Source organism: Thermus thermamylovorans (assembly GCF_004307015.1).
Lineage (GTDB): Bacteria > Deinococcota > Deinococci > Deinococcales > Thermaceae > Thermus > Thermus thermamylovorans.
This window is the reverse complement of the sequence record NZ_SIJL01000011.1, coordinates 62,145-76,805: the sequence shown is the minus strand read 5'-3', so window position 1 is coordinate 76,805 and position 14,661 is coordinate 62,145. Positions and strand designations below refer to the sequence as shown.

Genomic DNA, 14,661 nt, shown 5'->3' with positions numbered 1-14,661 from the left:
CTCCTTTTCTCTCCCGGTGGCCGAGCTCCCAGGCTAAAGCCTGAGAAGGGGCCGGAACCAGGGGATGGAGAGGAGGACGAGGAGGAGGGCCAGGGCGAAGAGGAGCCGGGCCCAACGCCCCCCCTTGCGGGCCTGGGAAAGCCCCGCGTGGGCCAGGCCCAGGGCGATGAGCCCCCCCACCCAGTGCTCCGCCACGAAGTAGCGGGGCTCCCCCCCGGCCCGCATCACCTCGTCCAGGGCCAGGAGGGCCCCCTGGACCAGGGGGCTTGCGAAGGCCAGGACCACCCCCAGGACCACCTGCAGGGTGAGGGTGTGGGCGAAAAAGGCCCCGGGCCGGGACTCCGGGCGCAGGAGAGCCCATAGGCCGAAGGCCAGGACGAACCAGCGGAGCAGGTTGTGGAGGACCAGGAGAACCTCGTGCATCGGCCCAAGCCTACCCCAGCGGGCGGGGAAGACAGGAAACGGGCTCACCAAAGGGGGCCTACCCCTCCAGGAGGGCCAGGGCCTCCCGCAGGTCCCGCACCTCCAGGTGGGCGGGGTAGCGGGGGTCAGGGGGACGATGGCCCCGGTCCACCAGGACCGCCCGGATCCCCGCCAGGAGGGCCCCCCGCACGTCCCGCCCGGGGTTGTCCCCCACCATCACCGCCTCCTCGGGCCCCGCGCCGAAGGCGCAGAGGGCCATGCGGAAGAGCCTGGGATCCGGCTTGCCCAGGCCCACCTCCCCGGAAACCAAGGTGAGGGAAAAGGCTTCTCCCAGGCCCGCCCCGAAAAGCTTTTCCCGCTGCAGGTCGGGGACGCCGTTGGTGAGAAGGGCCAGGTCTGCCCCCCTAAGGCGCAGGGCCTCCAGGAACTCCGGCACCTCGGGGAAGAGGGGGTACCGGCGCCTTTCCGCGAAGAAGGCCTCCGCCAGCTCCCGCGCCCGCTCCGCCGGCCCCCCGACCTCCTGGAGGGCCTCCCGGAAGACCCGCTCCCGGAAGGGCCAGGCCCAGGCGGCCAGGGCCTCGAGGCCCGGGGTGCTGTACCGGGCCCAGAGGGCCTCCAGGGCCGAGTGGCCGATGGCCTCCGCCCAGGGGTGGAAGGGGGCTTCCCGGAAGAGGGCCTCGGCCCGGTGGCCCACCGCCCCAAAGAGGCCTTCCACCCCCACCGCCCTCCCCAGGCCTTCCAGGACGGCCTGGCTCACCCTGTGGTCCTGGAGGAGGGTGTCGTCCAGGTCCAAAAGCCAAAGCCTCAAGGCTCCTCCCGCACCAGGATGGGGTTCTCCCCCGGGTCGAAGAGGAGGAGGTGGTCCCCGGCCTCCCGGAAGGCCAGGCCGTACTTGGCCAGGCGGAGCTTCTCGTGGGCCAGGTGGTCCACCCGGAAAACCAGCCGCCCCTCCTCCCACCTGAGCCGGGCGAAGCCCTGCCCCTCGGGCCGGGGGCGGCCGGGTCCCCGCTCCAGCCCCCCCGGGCCCGGCCTTAGGAGGACCAGGGGACCCTCCAGGGGGGCGAGGAGGGCCTCCTTGGGGGAGAGCTCCTCCAGGGCCAGGCCCAGGGCCTGGTAGAAGCTCACCCCCTGGCCCAAGTCGGGCACGTAGACCACCACGCTCTCGCTCATAGGCTTCGCAAAAAGCGCCGGAGATCCCCCTCGTCCCTCACCACCTGGAGGAGGGCCAGGTCCTCGGGGGCGATCTCCCCGTGGGCCCGGAGGAGGGAAAACCAATAGGGGTCCACCGCCAGGGGCCGGCCCAGGCCCCGCCTGAGGTAGAGGAGGTTCCAGGCCAGCAGGAGCTCCGCCAGGGTGCCCACCCCTCCGGGCAGGGCCAGGTACCCCGCCCCCAGGTCCAAAAGCCTTCCGATGCGCTCGGGGAGGCTAGCGGCGGGTAGCTCCAGGTCCACGTAGGGGCTCGGACCTTTCCGCTCGGGGAAAAGGGCCGGGGCGGTCACCCCTACCACCATCCCTCCCCCGGCCTTCACCCCCTTGGCCAGGGCCTCCATGCCCCCCTGGTAGCCCCCGCAAGCCAGGCCAAACCCCTCCTCGGCCAGCACCTCCCCGTAGCGAACGAGCTGGGGGTAAAGGGGGCTTTCCGGGGAAACGCGCGAGGAAACGAAGACGGAAAGAAAACGCATCCCCACGCCTTAGCGGCAGCGCACCACCAGGACGGGAATGCTCACCCGGTGAAGCACCCCCTCGGTCACCGAGCCCAGGAGAAGCTTGTCCAGGCCCGTGCGCCCGTGGGTGCCCATGACCAGGAGGTCGAACCCCTTGGCCGCCTCCACGATGGTGGGCACGGGCACCCCCTCCTTGACCTCCCCTGTGGCCTCCACTCCCCTCTCCTGGGCCAGGGAGAGGGCCTTGGCGATGGCCTCCTCCCCGGCCTTCTTCAGGTCCTCCAGGAGTTCAAGGCCATAGGGCACGCTCTCGGGGGCGATCCAGATGGCCTGGGCCGGGTTCTCCAGCACGTAGAGGAAGTGGACCCTGGCGGAGAGGGCCCGGGCCAGCCCGAGGCCGTGCTCGAGGGCCTGGAAGCTGCAAGGGCTTCCGTCCGTGGGCATGAGGATGGCCTTGTACATAGCGCCTCCTTCGCCCCCCATCATACCGGAGCCTCCCGTAGACTCGGGTCATGTGGATCTACGGGAGGAACCCGGTCCTCGAGGCCCTCAAGGAGGGCCGGGCGCGGCGGGTCCTGGTGGCGCGAGGGGTGGAGGGCTGGCTCCTAAGGGAGCTCACCCGCCTAGGGGCCGAGTACACCCTGGTGCCCCGCATCGAGCTGGACGCCCTCCTCAAGACCACCCGCCACCAGGGTCTGGCGGCGGAGGTGGAGGAGGTCCGCCCCGCCTCCCTGGAGGAGGCCTTCCGCCTGGCCGAGGCGCGGAAGGAGATGCCCCTTTTGGTCTTCCTGGACGGGATCACCGACCCCAGGAACTACGGGGCCATGATAAGGAGCGCCCTGGCCCTGGGGGCCCACGGGGTGGTGGCGGAGGAGCGCAGGAGCGCCCCCCTCTCCCCCCTGGCCCTGAAGGCCAGCGCCGGGGCCGCCCTCAAGCTCCCCCTGGTGCGGGTGAAAAACCTTTCCCGGGCCCTGGGGGAGGTGAAGGGGCGGGGGCTTTGGGTCTACGGCCTGGACCCCCTCGGAGAGAAAACCCCCGGGGAGCTGGACTTCCGCCGCCCCCTGGCCCTGGTGGTGGGCTCGGAGGGGGAGGGGATGCGCCGGCTGGTGCGGGAGGCCTGCGACGAGCGCTTCCGCATCCCCATCCGGCCCGAGGCCGAGTCCCTGAACGCCTCCGTGGCCCTGGGGATCGCCCTTTACGCCGCTCGCCTGGGCCGGGGTGTAGGATAGAGGCGTGGACTGGGTCCGGCTCCTCTCCCGCCTCCTCCAGGCGGAAAGCCTCCCCGGGCAGGAGGGGGAGGCGGCAGGTCTCCTGCTGGAGGCCCTGAAGGGCCTGGGCCTTCCGGCGCGCCTGGACGAGGCGGGGAACGTGGAGGCCCTTCTGGGGGAGGAGGAGCCCGAGGTGGTCCTGGCCGGGCACCTGGACGTGGTGCCCGCCGGGGACCCGGGGCGCTGGCCCCACCCCCAGGGGGCGGTGGCCGGGGGGGCGGTCTGGGGCCGGGGGGCGGTGGACATGAAAGGCCCCCTGGTGGCCATGCTCCTGGCCCTGGAGGCCCTCGCCCAGAGGCCCTTGCGGGGGCGGGTGCGCTTCCTGGCCGCGGTGCAGGAGGAGGTGGGGGGATTGGGGAGCCGCCACGCCGCGGGAAGGCTTTCCCCTCTGGCCTTTATCCTGGGGGAGCCCTCGGGAAGGAGGCTCATGCGGGGCCACCGGGGCCGGGCGGAGGTCTGGGCGGACTTCGAGGGGGAGGAGGCCCACGCGGCCATCGCCGGACCGGAAAACCCCCTCTTCGACCTGGCGGAATACCTCCTGGCCCTGAGGGAACTCCCCGTGGGCCCGGGCCTCAAGCTCACCCCCACCCGGGTGGAGGCCTATCCCGGGGCCCGGAACCAGACCCCGGGGGTGGTGCGCCTCTACCTGGACGTGCGCTACGAGCCCGAGGCGGACCTGGAGGCCCTCCTGGAGAGGCTCAAGGCCCTGGGCCCTGCCTCGGTCTATGTCCCCGAGGAGGAAAGGGCCTCGGGAGAGGTGCGGATGGCGATCCCCGCCCTCTGGCCTCCCTACCGCCTGCTGCAGGACCACCCCCTCCTCCAGGCCGCCCAGAGGGCCCTCGGCCAGGGGGAGGCGGGGCTTTGGCCCTTCACCACCGACGCCCCCTACCTGGGGGCCAGGGCCCCGGTCCTGGGCTATGGCCCCGGGGACCCCGCCCTGGCCCACACCCCCAAGGAACACATCCCCCTGGCCGAGGTGGAGGCCGCGGCCCGGGACTACGCCCTTCTGGTGGAGGCCCTATGGAGCGCCGCACGCTAGGAGGAACCCCCTACCGCAAGCTCCTCACCGCCCCCAGGCCCGTGGCCGAGGGGATGAGGGCCAGGCTGGAGGCCGCGGGCATCCCCGTGCTCCTGGAGACCCCCTTCGCCGGCCTCCCCGAGGCCGCCTTAGGCACCTACATGGGGGACGTGAATCTGTGGGTGCCCGAGGCCCTTTTGGGGGAGGCGGAGGCCATTTTGGAGGAGGGGGTCCCATGAGGGTGGTGGGCCTGGACCTGGGGGGGACCAAGATCGCCGCCGGGGTCTTCGACGGGGAAAGGCTCCTTTCCCGGGTGGTCCTCCCCACCCCCAAGGAGGGGGGGGAGGGGGTGGTGGGGGCCCTGGCGGGGGCGGTGGCCCGGGCGGAGGCGGAGGCGGGGGTGCGGGGCGAGGCCATCGGCCTCGGCACCCCCGGTCCCCTGGACTTCCGGGAAGGGGTCATCCGCTTCACCCCCAACATCCCCGGCCTGGTGAACTTCCCCATCCGCCACCTTCTGGAAAGGACCACGGGGCGGCCTGTTTACCTGGAGAACGATGCCAACGCCGCCGCCCTGGCGGAGCACCACCTGGGGGCGGCCCGGGGGGAGGCAAGCTCCCTCTTCCTCACCGTGTCCACGGGGATCGGGGGGGGCGTGGTCCTGGGGGGGCGGGTGCTCCGGGGGGAACGGGGCCAGGGGGGGGAGCTCGGCCACCTCACCCTCCTCCCCGGGGGGCCGGTGTGCGGCTGCGGGCTGGAGGGGTGCCTCGAGGCCCTGGCCGCGGGGCGGGCCCTGGAGCGGGAGGCGGGCTACGCCTACGGCCGCCCCGTGGACACCAAGGCCCTCTTCCAGCTCTTCCGGGAAGGGGAGGCCAAGGCGGAGCGCATCCTCCTCCAGGGGGCCCGCTACGTGGGCCTCGGCCTCGCCAGCCTGGTGAAGGCCTTCGATCCCGGGGCGGTGGTGGTGGGCGGGGGCCTGGCCCTGAACGCCCCCCAGGCCTATTGGGAGGCCCTGGAGGAGGCCTACCGGCACTACCTGGCGGGCTGGGAGGCGCCTCCCCTGCGCCGGGCCCTTCTGGGGGGGGATGCGGGGCTGCTGGGGGCGGCCCTCGCCGCCTACCTGGAGGTGGGGGGTGGAGGCGGGTAAGGTCCTCCTCCTCCTGGGCCTGGGCCTGGCCCTCCTCGGCCTGCTGCTCCTCTACTTCCCCAAGCTCCTCTCCTGGTTCGGCCACCTGCCGGGGGACATCCGCATCGAGCGGGAGGGCCTCAGGGTCTACCTCCCCTTGGGCTCCGCCCTCCTCCTCTCCCTCCTCCTCACCCTGCTCCTCAACCTCTTCCTGCGCCGCTGAGCACCCCGTCGTGGCCCGTGCGGCAGCGGGGCCCCCTGGGGGGGGGCCTGAGGGCGCCCTTGCCCCCTTGGCCAGGCCCCCGTGCGGGCGAAGTCCGCGCGGGGCGGTATCAGCCCGCCCGGAGGTGGCTCAGGAACTCCTCCCGGGTCTTCTGGCTCTCCCGGAAGACCCCCAGCATGGCGCTGGTAACGGTGCGGGAGTGTTGCTTCTCCACCCCCCGCATCATCATGCACAGGTGGACCCCCTCCACCACCACCCCCACCCCTTGGGGCTCCAAGATCTCCTGGATGGCCTCGGCGACCTGCACCGCCAGGCGCTCCTGCACCTGGAGCCTTCTGGCGAACATGTCCACGATCCGAGCGAACTTGGAAAGCCCCAGGATCTTCCCGTCCGGGATGTAGCCCACGTGGACCTGGCCGAAGAAGGGCAGGAGGTGGTGCTCGCACAGGGAGTAGAACTCGATGCCCTTCACCACCACCATCTCGCTGCCCTCGGCCTGAAAGACCGCCCCGTTGACGATTTCCTGGAGGTCCTGGCGGTAGCCCCGGGTGAGGAAGGCCCAGGCCTTGGCCACCCGCTCCGGGGTTTTCACCAGGCCCTCCCGGGTGGGGTCCTCCCCGATCACCTCCAGCCACTCCGCCGCCAGGCGCTGGAGGCGCTCCAGGTCCATTTCGGTGGCAAAGGTGAGACCGGTTTCTTCCACTTCCACCATCTTGGGGTCCATGGTATTTCCCCTAAGGGAAGGGACATGTGTCCCCCCCCTCATTCCGGCCGCACCAGGCCCTCCGCCAGGAGGAAGGCCGCCTCCTCCTCGGGGAGGGGAAAACCCTGGGCCGCCCGCCGCAGGGCCTCCAAGGCCTCCTTGCGGCCCCGCTTGAGGCGGAGGTGCACCTCGCTAAAGGGGTTCAGGGCGTCCTGGCCCCGCAGGGTGAGGCGGTAGCGCCGGGGCAGGTCCGCCGGGAGGAGGCCCAGGCGGTAGCGGTCCGCCAGGGCGCGGTAGCGGGGGGCGTTTTCCGGGGGCTGTGCCGGGCGCACCACCCGGGCCGGGACCCCCAGGGCCAGCATCCCCCCGGGTACCTCCATCCCCGGAGGCACCACCGCCCCCGCCCCCACCACCGCCCCCTTGCCGATGCGGGCCCCGTTGAGGACTACCGCCCCCATGCCGATGAGGGCCCCCTCCTCCACCACTGCCCCGTGGACTACCGCCCGGTGGCCCACGGTGACCCCCGGCCCCAAGAGGCAGGGGAAGCCGGGGTCTGCGTGGAGAACGGCCCCGTCCTGTACGTTGCTCCCGGGGCCGATGACCACCCTTTCCAGATCCCCCCGCACCACAGCGGCAAACCAGACCGAGGCCCCCTCCCCCACCTCCACCTCCCCCACCAGGTAGGCCCCAGGGGCCAGAAAGGCCGTGGGGTGGACCCTGGGGGCCTTGTCCTCAAAGCGGTAAGCGGGCAAGGGCCACCTCCAGGAGACGGAGGTCTTCGGGGAAGGCCAGGAGGGCCCGGGCCTCCTCCAGGGCGAACCATCCCACCCCGGTCATGCCCCCCTCCAGCTCAGGCTCCCCCTCCCCCCGCATGAGAAACCAGTGCACCTCCCGCTCCACCCCCCTGGGGTTCACGTACCGGGTGGGGAAGAGGGGCAAGAGGACCTCCGCCCGCACCCCGGTTTCCTCCAGGACCTCCCGCACCGCCGCCCTCTCCAGGGCCTCCCCGGGCTCGGGGTGCCCCTTGGGGAAGACCCAGAAGCCCATGCGGTCCCGGAGGAGGAGCACCTCCCGCCTCCCGTTGAAGACCACCCCTCCCGCCCCTAGCTCCATCCGTACCTCCCCTTGAGGTACTCCAAGGTGGCCTCGTCCACCTCCGGCCCCCCCCCGTAGCGCTCCTCCAGGTTCTCCATGCCGATGAGGGCCAGGAAGGCCTCCTCCGTGGCCCGGTCGAAGACCCCGTGGGCCTCTCCCCCATAGAGGCCCTTTGCCTTGAGGACCCTCTGCAACCAGCGCACCTCCTCCGCCCTGAGGGGGCGCCTCTCCTGGGGGCGCTCGAAGAGGAGGCGGTGGAGGGCGAGGAGGCGGAAAAGCTCCTCCACGGGCTCGGGGTGGTCGTCGGCCCGCAGATCGATGTAGCGGTCCCAAAGCCCCCCGTACCCCTTTCCCTCCCCCACCACCAGGAGGGCGGCGGACTGCCGGCCCCTTTTGTCCCCCCCTGCGGCCTCCCCGGCCTTCAGGGCGCGGAGGAGCCTCTCCGGGAAGGGGGCTTCCGCCTCCCGCGAGAAGGCCTCCGCCATGGCCTCCACCACCTCAGGCCCCCTGAGGAGGTTCCCCTGGGCGGCGAAGCCTTCCCCCGCCAGCCCGCCCGCCCAGGGGAGGCAGTCCCGGCCGGTGAAGCTCAGGGCCTCCCCCCGGGCGCTCACCAGGCCGAACTGACGCCTCTCCAGCAGGGGGTCGGTGCGGCGGAAGGCCTCCAGGACCCCTTCCGGACTGGCCCCCTCGGCGAGGAGGGCCAGGCCCTGGGGGCCGAAGCAGGGGTTGGCGTAGGACTGGGTGGCGATGGCCCCCACCCCCGCCCGGGCGAAGGGCACCACCGCCCCCACCGCCAGGAACTTGCTGGCCACGGCCACGCCCAGGTCCCCGGTCCCGGGGTCCCGGGCCACCAGGGAGAAGGTGGTTACCGCCATGCCCTTATCCTAGAGGACCCCGCTGTGGCGCAGGCCAAGGCGGGGCCCTCAAGACTGCAGGAGGGCTTCGGCCTCGAGGCGGGAGAGCACCCTCTCCAGGCTCCCTCCCCGCCAGCGCTCCACGGCGTAGGCCGCCAGGGGAAAGCGTTCCCGGAGGCGGCGCAAAAGCCCCGCCGCGTCCTCGGGCTGGCTCCCCTGGAGGACCAGGAGGTAGCCTCCCTCCAGCTGGAAGGCCAGGTCCCCCCGGCGCAACTCCCCCGCAAGCCTTTCCGGGGGGACGGAGGCCGCCAGGTAGACCAGGACCAGGGGGCGCCGGAGGGCGAGCCCTTCCAGGGCCCCCGCCAGGCGCCAGAGGTCCTCCCGGCTGCCCACGCCCTCCAAGGCGGGGAGCAGGGGGGCTTCTTTGCCCGTGCCCAGGAAGAAGGCCGCCCCCAAGGCCAAAGCGCCCAGGGCCGCCCCCAGGGGGGTGTACCCCGGCACCTCCCTGCCCGTGAGGAAAAGGGCGCTTTCCAGGGCCAGTTGGAAGGCCAGCAGGCTCAGCCCCAGTACCAGGAAGAGCTGCACCCGGTAGGCCACCGGGAAGCGGGAATAGAGGCTTCCCACCCCCGCGAGGAGCAGGGCAGCCAGGAGGAAGCCCAGGCCCCGGTCCGCCGCGCCCAGGGGCTCAAAGAAGACGAGGGGCGCAAGCCCCAGGAGGAAGAGGCCCCACGGCAGGAGGAAAAGCCCGCGCATTCTCGCCCCCAGCCTACCATGCCCGCCCTTACCTTGGCCTTAGCATAGAGGGGATGGACCCCCTGTCCGAGCGCCTCCGACCTAGGACCCTGGACGAGGTCCTGGGCCAGCCCCACCTCACGGGGCCGGGGGGGCTCCTCAGGCGGATGCTGGAGGGGAAGCGGCTTTCCTCCATGGTCCTCTTCGGCCCCCCGGGCACGGGCAAGACCACCCTGGCCCGCCTCCTGGCCGAGGGGGTGGGCAGGCCCTTTCTCCGGCTTTCCGCGGTGGAGGCCGGGGTCAAGGAGGTGCGGCAGGCGGTGGAAAGGGCCCGGCGGGAAGGGGGCCTGGTCCTCTTCCTGGACGAGGTGCACCGCTTCAACAAGGCCCAGCAGGAGGCCCTCCTGCCCCACCTGGAGTCGGGCCTCCTCACCTTCATCGGAGCCACCGCGGAGAACCCTGCCTTCGGGCTCGTCCCCGCCCTGCGCTCCCGCTTGCGTCTCCTCCCGGTGCGGCCCCTCTCCGAGGAGGACCTCCTCTGCCTCCTGAAGCGGGCCCTGACGGACCCTCGGGGCCTCCCCGGCACCCCCTACGAGGAAGGGGCCCTCCGTCTCCTGGCCCAGGCCGCCGGGGGGGACGCCCGCTTCGCCCTCAACACCCTGGAGCTCGCCGCCGCCTTGGGGCGGGTGGAGGAGGGGAGCGTGAAGGAGGCCCTGGGTTCGGAGCGCTTCGCCATGGACCGGGAGGGGGACCGGTTCTACGACCTGGTCTCCGCCCTGCACAAGAGCCTGCGGGGAAGCCACGTGGATGCGGCCCTCTACTACCTGGCGAGGCTCCTGGAGGGCGGGGCCGACCCCCGCTATCTGGCCCGTCGCCTCCTCCGGGTGGCGGTGGAGGACGTGGGCCTCGCGGACCCCCTGGCCTTAAGGCTCGCGGTGGCCGCCCGGGAGGCCTACGAGGCCCTGGGGAGTCCCGAGGGGGAGCTTGCCCTGGTGGAGGCTGCGGTCTACCTGGCCCTGGCCCCCAAGTCCCACAGCCTCTACGCCGCCTGGCAGAGGGCGCAGGAGGCCGCGAGAGCCCACCCGGAGGCCCCCGTCCCCCTCCACCTGCGGAACGCCCCCACCGGCCTGGCCAAGGCTCTGGGCCACGGGAGGGGCTACGCCTACTACCACGAGGACAAGGAGGGGAGCTTCGCCCAGGCCTACCTTCCGGAGGGTCTGGAGGGTCTCCGCCTCTTCGAGGCCACGGGGGAGGGCTGGGAGGAGAGGGTGCGGGAGCGGCTCAGGGCCCTCAGGGAGCGCTTCCGGCAGCCTAGCCCTTGAGCCCTTCCTCGAAGGTGGCCACCACCCGCCTCTCGAAGAGCAGGTAGAGGAGGGCGATGGGCAGCACGGAGAAGAGGGCGGCGGCGGAAAGCAGGCCCCAGTCCGTGGGGTACTTGCGCTGCAGGTCCGTGAGCCAGGTCTGCAGGGTCCAGAAGCGGGGGTCCGAGACCACCACCCGGGGGTAGAGGACCAGGTTCCAGTGGGCGGCGAAGGCCAGGACGCCCGCGGCCACCAGGGTGGGCCGCACCAGGGGGAAGAGGATGCGGAAGAGGAGGACCCGATGGCCAGCCCCGTCCAACTTGGCCGCCTCCAGGAGCTCCTCGGGCACAGCCCGCATGGCCCCGTAGACCAAATAGACGATGAAGGGGCTGGAGGCGAAGGGGAGGACCAGGGCGAGGAGGGTGTCCAGGAGGGAAAGCCCCTTGAGGATCCCGTAGAGGGGCACCAGGAGGAGCTCGGCGGGCACGGCCATGAGCACCAGGTAAAAAGGGAGAAGCCCCAACCCCGCCCGCAGGGCGTAGGCCGCCAGGAGGGCGGTGAGGAGCTGGAGGAGGGCTACCCCTCCGGAAAGCCCCAAGGAGAAGAGGAGCCGCTCCCAAAACCCCTCCTTGGCGAGGGCCTGGGTGCTTTCCAGGCTGAAGCCCACCCGGGAAAAGAGCTCTCCGGAATACACCGCCTCCTTGGGCATGAAGGCGGCGTAGGCCATCCAGAGGAAGGGGAGGAGGACGAAGAGGAGGACCAGGAAGACGAAGAGATGCCGCAAGGCCCGAACCACGGCCCCACTATACGGGAAGACCCCCCAGGGGTGGATTTCCCGGCAGGTGGGCTCGTGCCCTAGGGTCCTCCTGCCCCCAAGGAGGCGGGCCCGCCCCCCTCGCGGGGCCCCCTACGCGGGCCGCTTCCGCGTGGGGGTCCCGGCCAACGGCTCCTGCACGGCCTCAGGTTTGGGGAGAGGCGAAGAGCGCGGCGGAGAGGGGTTTCACTCGCCCCTAAGGGCCCGCTCCGCGGCCAGCTGCGCTTGCCGCGCCAGGTCGGCAGCGTGGGCCAGGATGCGGGCCGCCTCCTGGGGGCTGTGGAAGCCCTTGCTGTTTTCGGCATCGATGAAGTCCCAGCGGAACTGGGCCCGGCGGTGAAGCCTGCGGGCCTCCTCCAGGGCCTCGTCGGACACCCCGGCCTCGATGGCCTCCTGGATGGTGAGGATGGCCGCCTCCAGGGCTCCTTCCGCCAGGGTAAGGAGCTCGTGGGTGCGGTCCTGGATGGTCTTCACCCGTTGCAAAAGCTCCGCCTCGGGCACCCGGTGGCAGGTCTGGCAGCTTTGGGCGATGCTGGTAAGGGGGCTGCGGATCCAGTGGTCGGAGATCTTCATGCCCCCCACACGGATGTAGGGCATGTGGCAGTCGGCGCAGGCCACCCCGGCCTGGTAGTGCACGCTGGTCACGTAGAGCTCGTACTCGGGGTGCTGGTGCTTGATCATAGGGGCCCCGGTGATGGCGTGGGTCCAGTCCTTGAAGCCGTAGGCGTCGTAGTGCGCTTCGATGGCCTCCACGCTGAGCCCCCGGGACCAGGGGAAGGTCACGGTTCGGCCCTCGCCCAGGAAGTAGTACTCCACGTGGCACTGGGCGCATACCAGGCTACGCATCTCCTGCCTCGAGGCCTGCCGCCAGTCCTGGCCCAAGGCGGCCAGGGCGTTTTCCAGGGCGGGCCGGGTGATGCGCAGGGCCATGGTCTTAGGGTCGTGGCAGTCGGCGCAGGTCACCCCGGGGTGCCCCGCCGCTTGGAGGCGCTCGCGGAACTCGTTGTAGGGGGTGCGGTTCAGCTGATCCCAGCCCATCTCCGCCACCAGCTGCACGAAAAGCCCTGTATGGCAGTTGAGGCAGGCCCCAGGCTGGTTGAACTCCGTACTCCTCCTGGTATGGAAGGCGTCGTACCCCGACCAGTAGTGCCCCCGGTCCTCCTTGTAGTCTACGGAAAAGGGCATACCCGCCCAGGCCAGGCGGCGGAAGGGCTTGGCTTCCAGCTTGTCGTAGCGGGTGCTGCCCCCGTAGGCGGTGCGGCCGTAGTCCTCCCGGGTGCGCAGGAAGCGGTCGTAGTGCAGAGGGAAGTTCCGGCCCCAGACGGCAGGGTCCACCTCCAGCGCCCCGATCTCCACCAGGCGCAGGGGGTACTGCTCGGCCTCCGCCTGGCGCTGGACGATGGTGGTGAGGAGGTAACCCACCCCCGCCCCCAGGACCAGGAAGACCGCCAGGATACCCAGAATCCTAATCCAACCCGTTCCCCTCATACTCCACCTCACTTCAGGCCCCGATGCCCCACGTTCCCGTGGCAGGCAGTGCAGTTCCAGTCCTCCGGCCCGTGGACCCCAGGCCGGAGGAGCATCTGCGCCACCACCGGCCGGTGGCAGGCCACGCAGTTTTCCAGGGCGATAGCCTTGTTGCGGGGGGTGATGACGATGGGTTCGGGGAAGTCCCCCGTGGTGAAGGCTAGGCTGTGCTGAAAGCCGCTCAGGGCCTTGGTGGTCCACTTGCCCAGGAAGGTGTGGGGCATATGGCAGTCGTTACAACTCGCCCAGCTGCGATGGCTGGAGTGCCGCCAGGACTCGTACTGGTCCCGCATGATGTGGCAGTTGGCGCAGGCCTCGGGGCGGTCGCTGAAGTAGGACCATCCCTGCCCCTGGTAAAACGCAAAGCCGCCAAGCCCTAACAGGAACCCCAATCCCGCCAGCCAGAGCACCCCTCCCTGTAGCGCCTGCATACAACCCCCAGAGCAGCATACCCTAGCGCGTTAAGGAGTCAAGGGTTTTTTGTCCCGACCATCACAAAGTCCCCTCTCGTCCCCAAGATGACTTAAGATGCCCCCATGGGACCCCTTTCCGGCCTCAAGGTCCTGGACCTCTCCCGGGTTCTGGCGGGGCCCCTGTGCACCCTGATCCTGGCCGACCTGGGGGCGGAGGTGGTCAAGGTGGAGCCTCCCTGGGGGGACGAGACCCGGGGCTGGGGACCCCCCTTTGCGAAGGGAGAAAGCGCCTACTTCCTTGCCGTCAACCGGGGCAAGAGGAGCATCGCCTTGGACCTCAAGACCCTCGAGGGTCAAGGGGCGGTGCGGAAGCTCGCCCAAAGGGCCGATGTGCTGGTGGAGAACTTCAAAACCGGAGACCTCAAGCGCTACCGCCTGGACTACGAAAGCCTGCGGGAGCTTAACCCCCGCCTGGTCTACCTCTCCCTCACCGGCTTCGGCCACACGGGCCCGAGGGCCCAGGAACCGGGGTACGACGCCGCCTTGCAGGGCTACACCGGCATCATGTCCGTGACCGGGGAGCCGGAAGGCCCGCCCATGAAGGTGGGGGTGGCCTGGATCGACGTGATGACGGGGATGATGGGGGCGGTGGCGGTGCTCGCCGCCCTTTGGGAACGGGAAAGAAGCGGCCTGGGCCAGCACATCGACCTCTCCCTCTTCGACGTGGGCCTCTTCGCCCTGGCCAACCTGGGGGAAAGCTACCTCCTCACGGGGAAGCCCCCGGGGCGCCTGGGCAACGCCCACGCCCAGATCGTGCCCTACGGGGTCTTTCCCGCGGCGGACGGCTGGCTCGTCCTGGCCGTGGGGAACGACGAGCAGTTCGGCAGGCTCTGCCAGGTGCTGGGGCTTGCCGAGCTGCAGGAGCGCTTCCCGCAAAACGCAAAGCGGGTGGAGAACCGGGAAGAGGTGGTGGAAGCGGTTTCTGCGGTCCTGAAGGCCCGCCCCCGGGCCTACTGGCTGGACAGGCTCAAGGAAGCGGGGGTGCCCGCCGCCCCCGTGAACAACCTGGCCGAGGCCTTCCAAGACCCCCAGGCGGAGGCCCGGGGGGCGGTCTGGACCCTGCGCCATCCCCTCCTGGGGCCTATGCCCACCCTGGCGAGCCCCTTGCGCTTCCTCTCCCGCACCCCCGCCGCTCCCACCCTGCCCCCGCCCCTTTTGGGGGAACACTCGGAGGCGGTGCTCCGGGAGGCCGGGTTCACCCCGGAGGAGGTGCAGGCCCTTGTGGAAAAGGGCACGGTCCGCACGGTCAGGGGGAGAGGGGACCTGGGAAAAGCGCCCTCTTGAAGGCCCTCTCCGCCGGGCCGCGTCCCGCCAGGCCCCTGTGGATAACCCTGTGGAAAACGCCCCCGGTTGCCCAGCGGCGCCCGACCCGTGGCCCTTAGGGCTGCTTCCTTCCGGACCTGACCCGGTTCGCGCCCGGACCGCCGCGCTGGACCGGGGGCT

20 protein-coding genes and 1 other RNA gene are annotated in these 14,661 nt (G+C 71.3%); 7 read left to right on the top strand and 14 right to left on the bottom strand.

Annotated elements, in window-relative coordinates:
• Positions 1-33 precede the first annotated feature (33 nt).
• From ETP66_RS09175 to ETP66_RS09155, 5 genes are read right to left on the bottom strand one after another with little or no spacing between them, the layout of a single operon-like run.
• On the bottom strand, positions 34-423 hold the full coding sequence (locus tag ETP66_RS09175) for a hypothetical protein (protein ID WP_130842336.1): 390 nt from the start codon (positions 421-423) through the stop codon (positions 34-36).
• Between the two features lie 58 nt (positions 424-481).
• The gene (locus ETP66_RS09170; RefSeq protein WP_130842335.1) at positions 482-1,231 is read right to left on the bottom strand and encodes an HAD family hydrolase; all 750 of its coding nucleotides are present in this window, start codon (positions 1,229-1,231) and stop codon (positions 482-484) included.
• Positions 1,228-1,593 carry a VOC family protein gene (locus ETP66_RS09165; protein ID WP_130842334.1) on the bottom strand — a complete coding sequence of 122 codons (366 nt, stop codon included), beginning with the start codon at positions 1,591-1,593 and terminating at the stop codon, positions 1,228-1,230. The genes ETP66_RS09170 and ETP66_RS09165 overlap by 4 nt, the downstream gene beginning before the upstream one ends.
• The gene (locus ETP66_RS09160; RefSeq protein ID WP_130842333.1) at positions 1,590-2,105 is read right to left on the bottom strand and encodes an LOG family protein; all 516 of its coding nucleotides are present in this window, start codon (positions 2,103-2,105) and stop codon (positions 1,590-1,592) included. The genes ETP66_RS09165 and ETP66_RS09160 overlap by 4 nt, the downstream gene beginning before the upstream one ends.
• A gap of 9 nt (positions 2,106-2,114) precedes the next feature.
• A complete protein-coding gene (locus tag ETP66_RS09155; RefSeq protein ID WP_130842332.1) occupies positions 2,115-2,549 on the bottom strand; it encodes a universal stress protein in 435 nt (144 codons plus the stop codon).
• A 50-nt stretch (positions 2,550-2,599) separates the two neighbouring features.
• Between ETP66_RS09155 and rlmB the strand changes: the two genes are divergently transcribed.
• Genes rlmB through ETP66_RS09130 form a run of 5 tightly spaced genes read left to right on the top strand, consistent with a single transcriptional unit; the run spans position 2,600 to position 5,719 of the window.
• A complete protein-coding gene (rlmB, locus tag ETP66_RS09150) occupies positions 2,600-3,316 on the top strand; it encodes a 23S rRNA (guanosine(2251)-2'-O)-methyltransferase RlmB (RefSeq protein ID WP_130842331.1) in 717 nt (238 codons plus the stop codon).
• Between the two features lie 4 nt (positions 3,317-3,320).
• A complete protein-coding gene (locus tag ETP66_RS09145; RefSeq protein ID WP_130842330.1) occupies positions 3,321-4,394 on the top strand; it encodes a M20 family metallopeptidase in 1,074 nt (357 codons plus the stop codon).
• Positions 4,376-4,612 (top strand): putative signal transducing protein, encoded by a 237-nt coding sequence (locus tag ETP66_RS09140; protein ID WP_130842329.1) that lies wholly within the window; start codon positions 4,376-4,378, stop codon positions 4,610-4,612. Before ETP66_RS09145 ends, ETP66_RS09140 begins: the two co-directional genes overlap by 19 nt.
• Entirely contained in the window at positions 4,609-5,517 is a 909-nt protein-coding gene (locus tag ETP66_RS09135) for a glucokinase (protein ID WP_130842328.1), read from the top strand. Before ETP66_RS09140 ends, ETP66_RS09135 begins: the two co-directional genes overlap by 4 nt.
• Entirely contained in the window at positions 5,504-5,719 is a 216-nt protein-coding gene (locus tag ETP66_RS09130) for a DUF2905 family protein (protein ID WP_130842327.1), read from the top strand. Before ETP66_RS09135 ends, ETP66_RS09130 begins: the two co-directional genes overlap by 14 nt.
• Before the next feature lie 109 nt (positions 5,720-5,828).
• Here ETP66_RS09130 and folE read toward each other — a convergent pair whose 3' ends face one another.
• The 5 genes from folE to ETP66_RS09105 are packed head-to-tail and all read right to left on the bottom strand — an operon-like array spanning position 5,829 to position 9,124.
• On the bottom strand, positions 5,829-6,443 hold the full coding sequence (gene folE, locus ETP66_RS09125; protein ID WP_130842326.1) for a GTP cyclohydrolase I FolE: 615 nt from the start codon (positions 6,441-6,443) through the stop codon (positions 5,829-5,831).
• A 38-nt stretch (positions 6,444-6,481) separates the two neighbouring features.
• Complete coding sequence (locus ETP66_RS09120) at positions 6,482-7,174, bottom strand: gamma carbonic anhydrase family protein (protein WP_130842325.1); 693 nt, start codon at positions 7,172-7,174, stop codon at positions 6,482-6,484.
• Positions 7,155-7,535 carry an NUDIX hydrolase gene (locus tag ETP66_RS09115; RefSeq protein ID WP_130842324.1) on the bottom strand — a complete coding sequence of 127 codons (381 nt, stop codon included), beginning with the start codon at positions 7,533-7,535 and terminating at the stop codon, positions 7,155-7,157. The genes ETP66_RS09120 and ETP66_RS09115 overlap by 20 nt, the downstream gene beginning before the upstream one ends.
• Positions 7,526-8,392, bottom strand: a complete 867-nt coding sequence (locus tag ETP66_RS09110; protein ID WP_130842323.1) for a DUF1028 domain-containing protein — start codon at positions 8,390-8,392, stop codon at positions 7,526-7,528. The genes ETP66_RS09115 and ETP66_RS09110 overlap by 10 nt, the downstream gene beginning before the upstream one ends.
• Positions 8,393-8,440: 48 nt before the next feature.
• Positions 8,441-9,124, bottom strand: coding sequence for a hypothetical protein (locus ETP66_RS09105; protein WP_130842322.1), 684 nt, complete (start codon positions 9,122-9,124; stop codon positions 8,441-8,443).
• A gap of 53 nt (positions 9,125-9,177) precedes the next feature.
• Here ETP66_RS09105 and ETP66_RS09100 point away from each other — a divergent pair, with 53 nt between their 5' ends.
• Positions 9,178-10,425 carry a replication-associated recombination protein A gene (locus tag ETP66_RS09100; protein WP_430731882.1) on the top strand — a complete coding sequence of 416 codons (1,248 nt, stop codon included), beginning with the start codon at positions 9,178-9,180 and terminating at the stop codon, positions 10,423-10,425.
• On the opposite strand, the gene ETP66_RS09095 is transcribed toward ETP66_RS09100, so the two are convergent.
• From ETP66_RS09095 to nrfH, 3 genes are all read right to left on the bottom strand, one after another.
• Positions 10,415-11,200 (bottom strand): carbohydrate ABC transporter permease, encoded by a 786-nt coding sequence (locus ETP66_RS09095; RefSeq protein ID WP_130842320.1) that lies wholly within the window; start codon positions 11,198-11,200, stop codon positions 10,415-10,417. The two genes, ETP66_RS09100 and ETP66_RS09095, sit on opposite strands and share 11 nt — an antisense overlap.
• Positions 11,201-11,404: 204 nt before the next feature.
• Entirely contained in the window at positions 11,405-12,706 is a 1,302-nt protein-coding gene (locus ETP66_RS09090) for an ammonia-forming cytochrome c nitrite reductase subunit c552 (RefSeq protein WP_130842319.1), read from the bottom strand.
• An 8-nt stretch (positions 12,707-12,714) separates the two neighbouring features.
• Entirely contained in the window at positions 12,715-13,176 is a 462-nt protein-coding gene (gene nrfH, locus ETP66_RS09085; RefSeq protein ID WP_130842318.1) for a cytochrome c nitrite reductase small subunit, read from the bottom strand.
• 105 nt (positions 13,177-13,281) lie between these two features.
• Between nrfH and ETP66_RS09080 the strand changes: the two genes are divergently transcribed.
• Positions 13,282-14,502 carry a CaiB/BaiF CoA transferase family protein gene (locus tag ETP66_RS09080; protein ID WP_130842317.1) on the top strand — a complete coding sequence of 407 codons (1,221 nt, stop codon included), beginning with the start codon at positions 13,282-13,284 and terminating at the stop codon, positions 14,500-14,502.
• Positions 14,503-14,558: 56 nt separating this feature from the next.
• Here the strand turns inward: ETP66_RS09080 and ffs are convergent.
• Positions 14,559-14,659: signal recognition particle sRNA small type (gene ffs, locus ETP66_RS09075), an RNA gene on the bottom strand.
• Positions 14,660-14,661: the final 2 nt, after the last annotated feature.

Bases quoted from the DNA above. Each gene is read 5' to 3' on its own strand.
- nrfH (WP_130842318.1), bottom strand. From the start codon at position 13,176: ATGCAGGCGCTACAGGGAGGGGTGCTCTGGCTGGCGGGATTGGGGTTC.
- ETP66_RS09090 (WP_130842319.1), bottom strand. From the start codon at position 12,706: ATGAGGGGAACGGGTTGGATTAGGATTCTGGGTATCCTGGCGGTCTTC.
- ETP66_RS09080 (WP_130842317.1), top strand. From the start codon at position 13,282: ATGGGACCCCTTTCCGGCCTCAAGGTCCTGGACCTCTCCCGGGTTCTG.
- ETP66_RS09165 (WP_130842334.1), bottom strand. From the start codon at position 1,593: ATGAGCGAGAGCGTGGTGGTCTACGTGCCCGACTTGGGCCAGGGGGTG.
- ETP66_RS09160 (WP_130842333.1), bottom strand. From the start codon at position 2,105: ATGCGTTTTCTTTCCGTCTTCGTTTCCTCGCGCGTTTCCCCGGAAAGC.
- ETP66_RS09155 (WP_130842332.1), bottom strand. From the start codon at position 2,549: ATGTACAAGGCCATCCTCATGCCCACGGACGGAAGCCCTTGCAGCTTC.
- ETP66_RS09115 (WP_130842324.1), bottom strand. From the start codon at position 7,535: ATGGAGCTAGGGGCGGGAGGGGTGGTCTTCAACGGGAGGCGGGAGGTG.
- ETP66_RS09105 (WP_130842322.1), bottom strand. From the start codon at position 9,124: ATGCGCGGGCTTTTCCTCCTGCCGTGGGGCCTCTTCCTCCTGGGGCTT.
- ETP66_RS09100 (WP_430731882.1), top strand. From the start codon at position 9,178: ATGGACCCCCTGTCCGAGCGCCTCCGACCTAGGACCCTGGACGAGGTC.
- rlmB (WP_130842331.1), top strand. From the start codon at position 2,600: ATGTGGATCTACGGGAGGAACCCGGTCCTCGAGGCCCTCAAGGAGGGC.
- ETP66_RS09110 (WP_130842323.1), bottom strand. From the start codon at position 8,392: ATGGCGGTAACCACCTTCTCCCTGGTGGCCCGGGACCCCGGGACCGGG.
- ETP66_RS09140 (WP_130842329.1), top strand. From the start codon at position 4,376: ATGGAGCGCCGCACGCTAGGAGGAACCCCCTACCGCAAGCTCCTCACC.
- folE (WP_130842326.1), bottom strand. From the start codon at position 6,443: ATGGACCCCAAGATGGTGGAAGTGGAAGAAACCGGTCTCACCTTTGCC.
- ETP66_RS09135 (WP_130842328.1), top strand. From the start codon at position 4,609: ATGAGGGTGGTGGGCCTGGACCTGGGGGGGACCAAGATCGCCGCCGGG.
- ETP66_RS09175 (WP_130842336.1), bottom strand. From the start codon at position 423: ATGCACGAGGTTCTCCTGGTCCTCCACAACCTGCTCCGCTGGTTCGTC.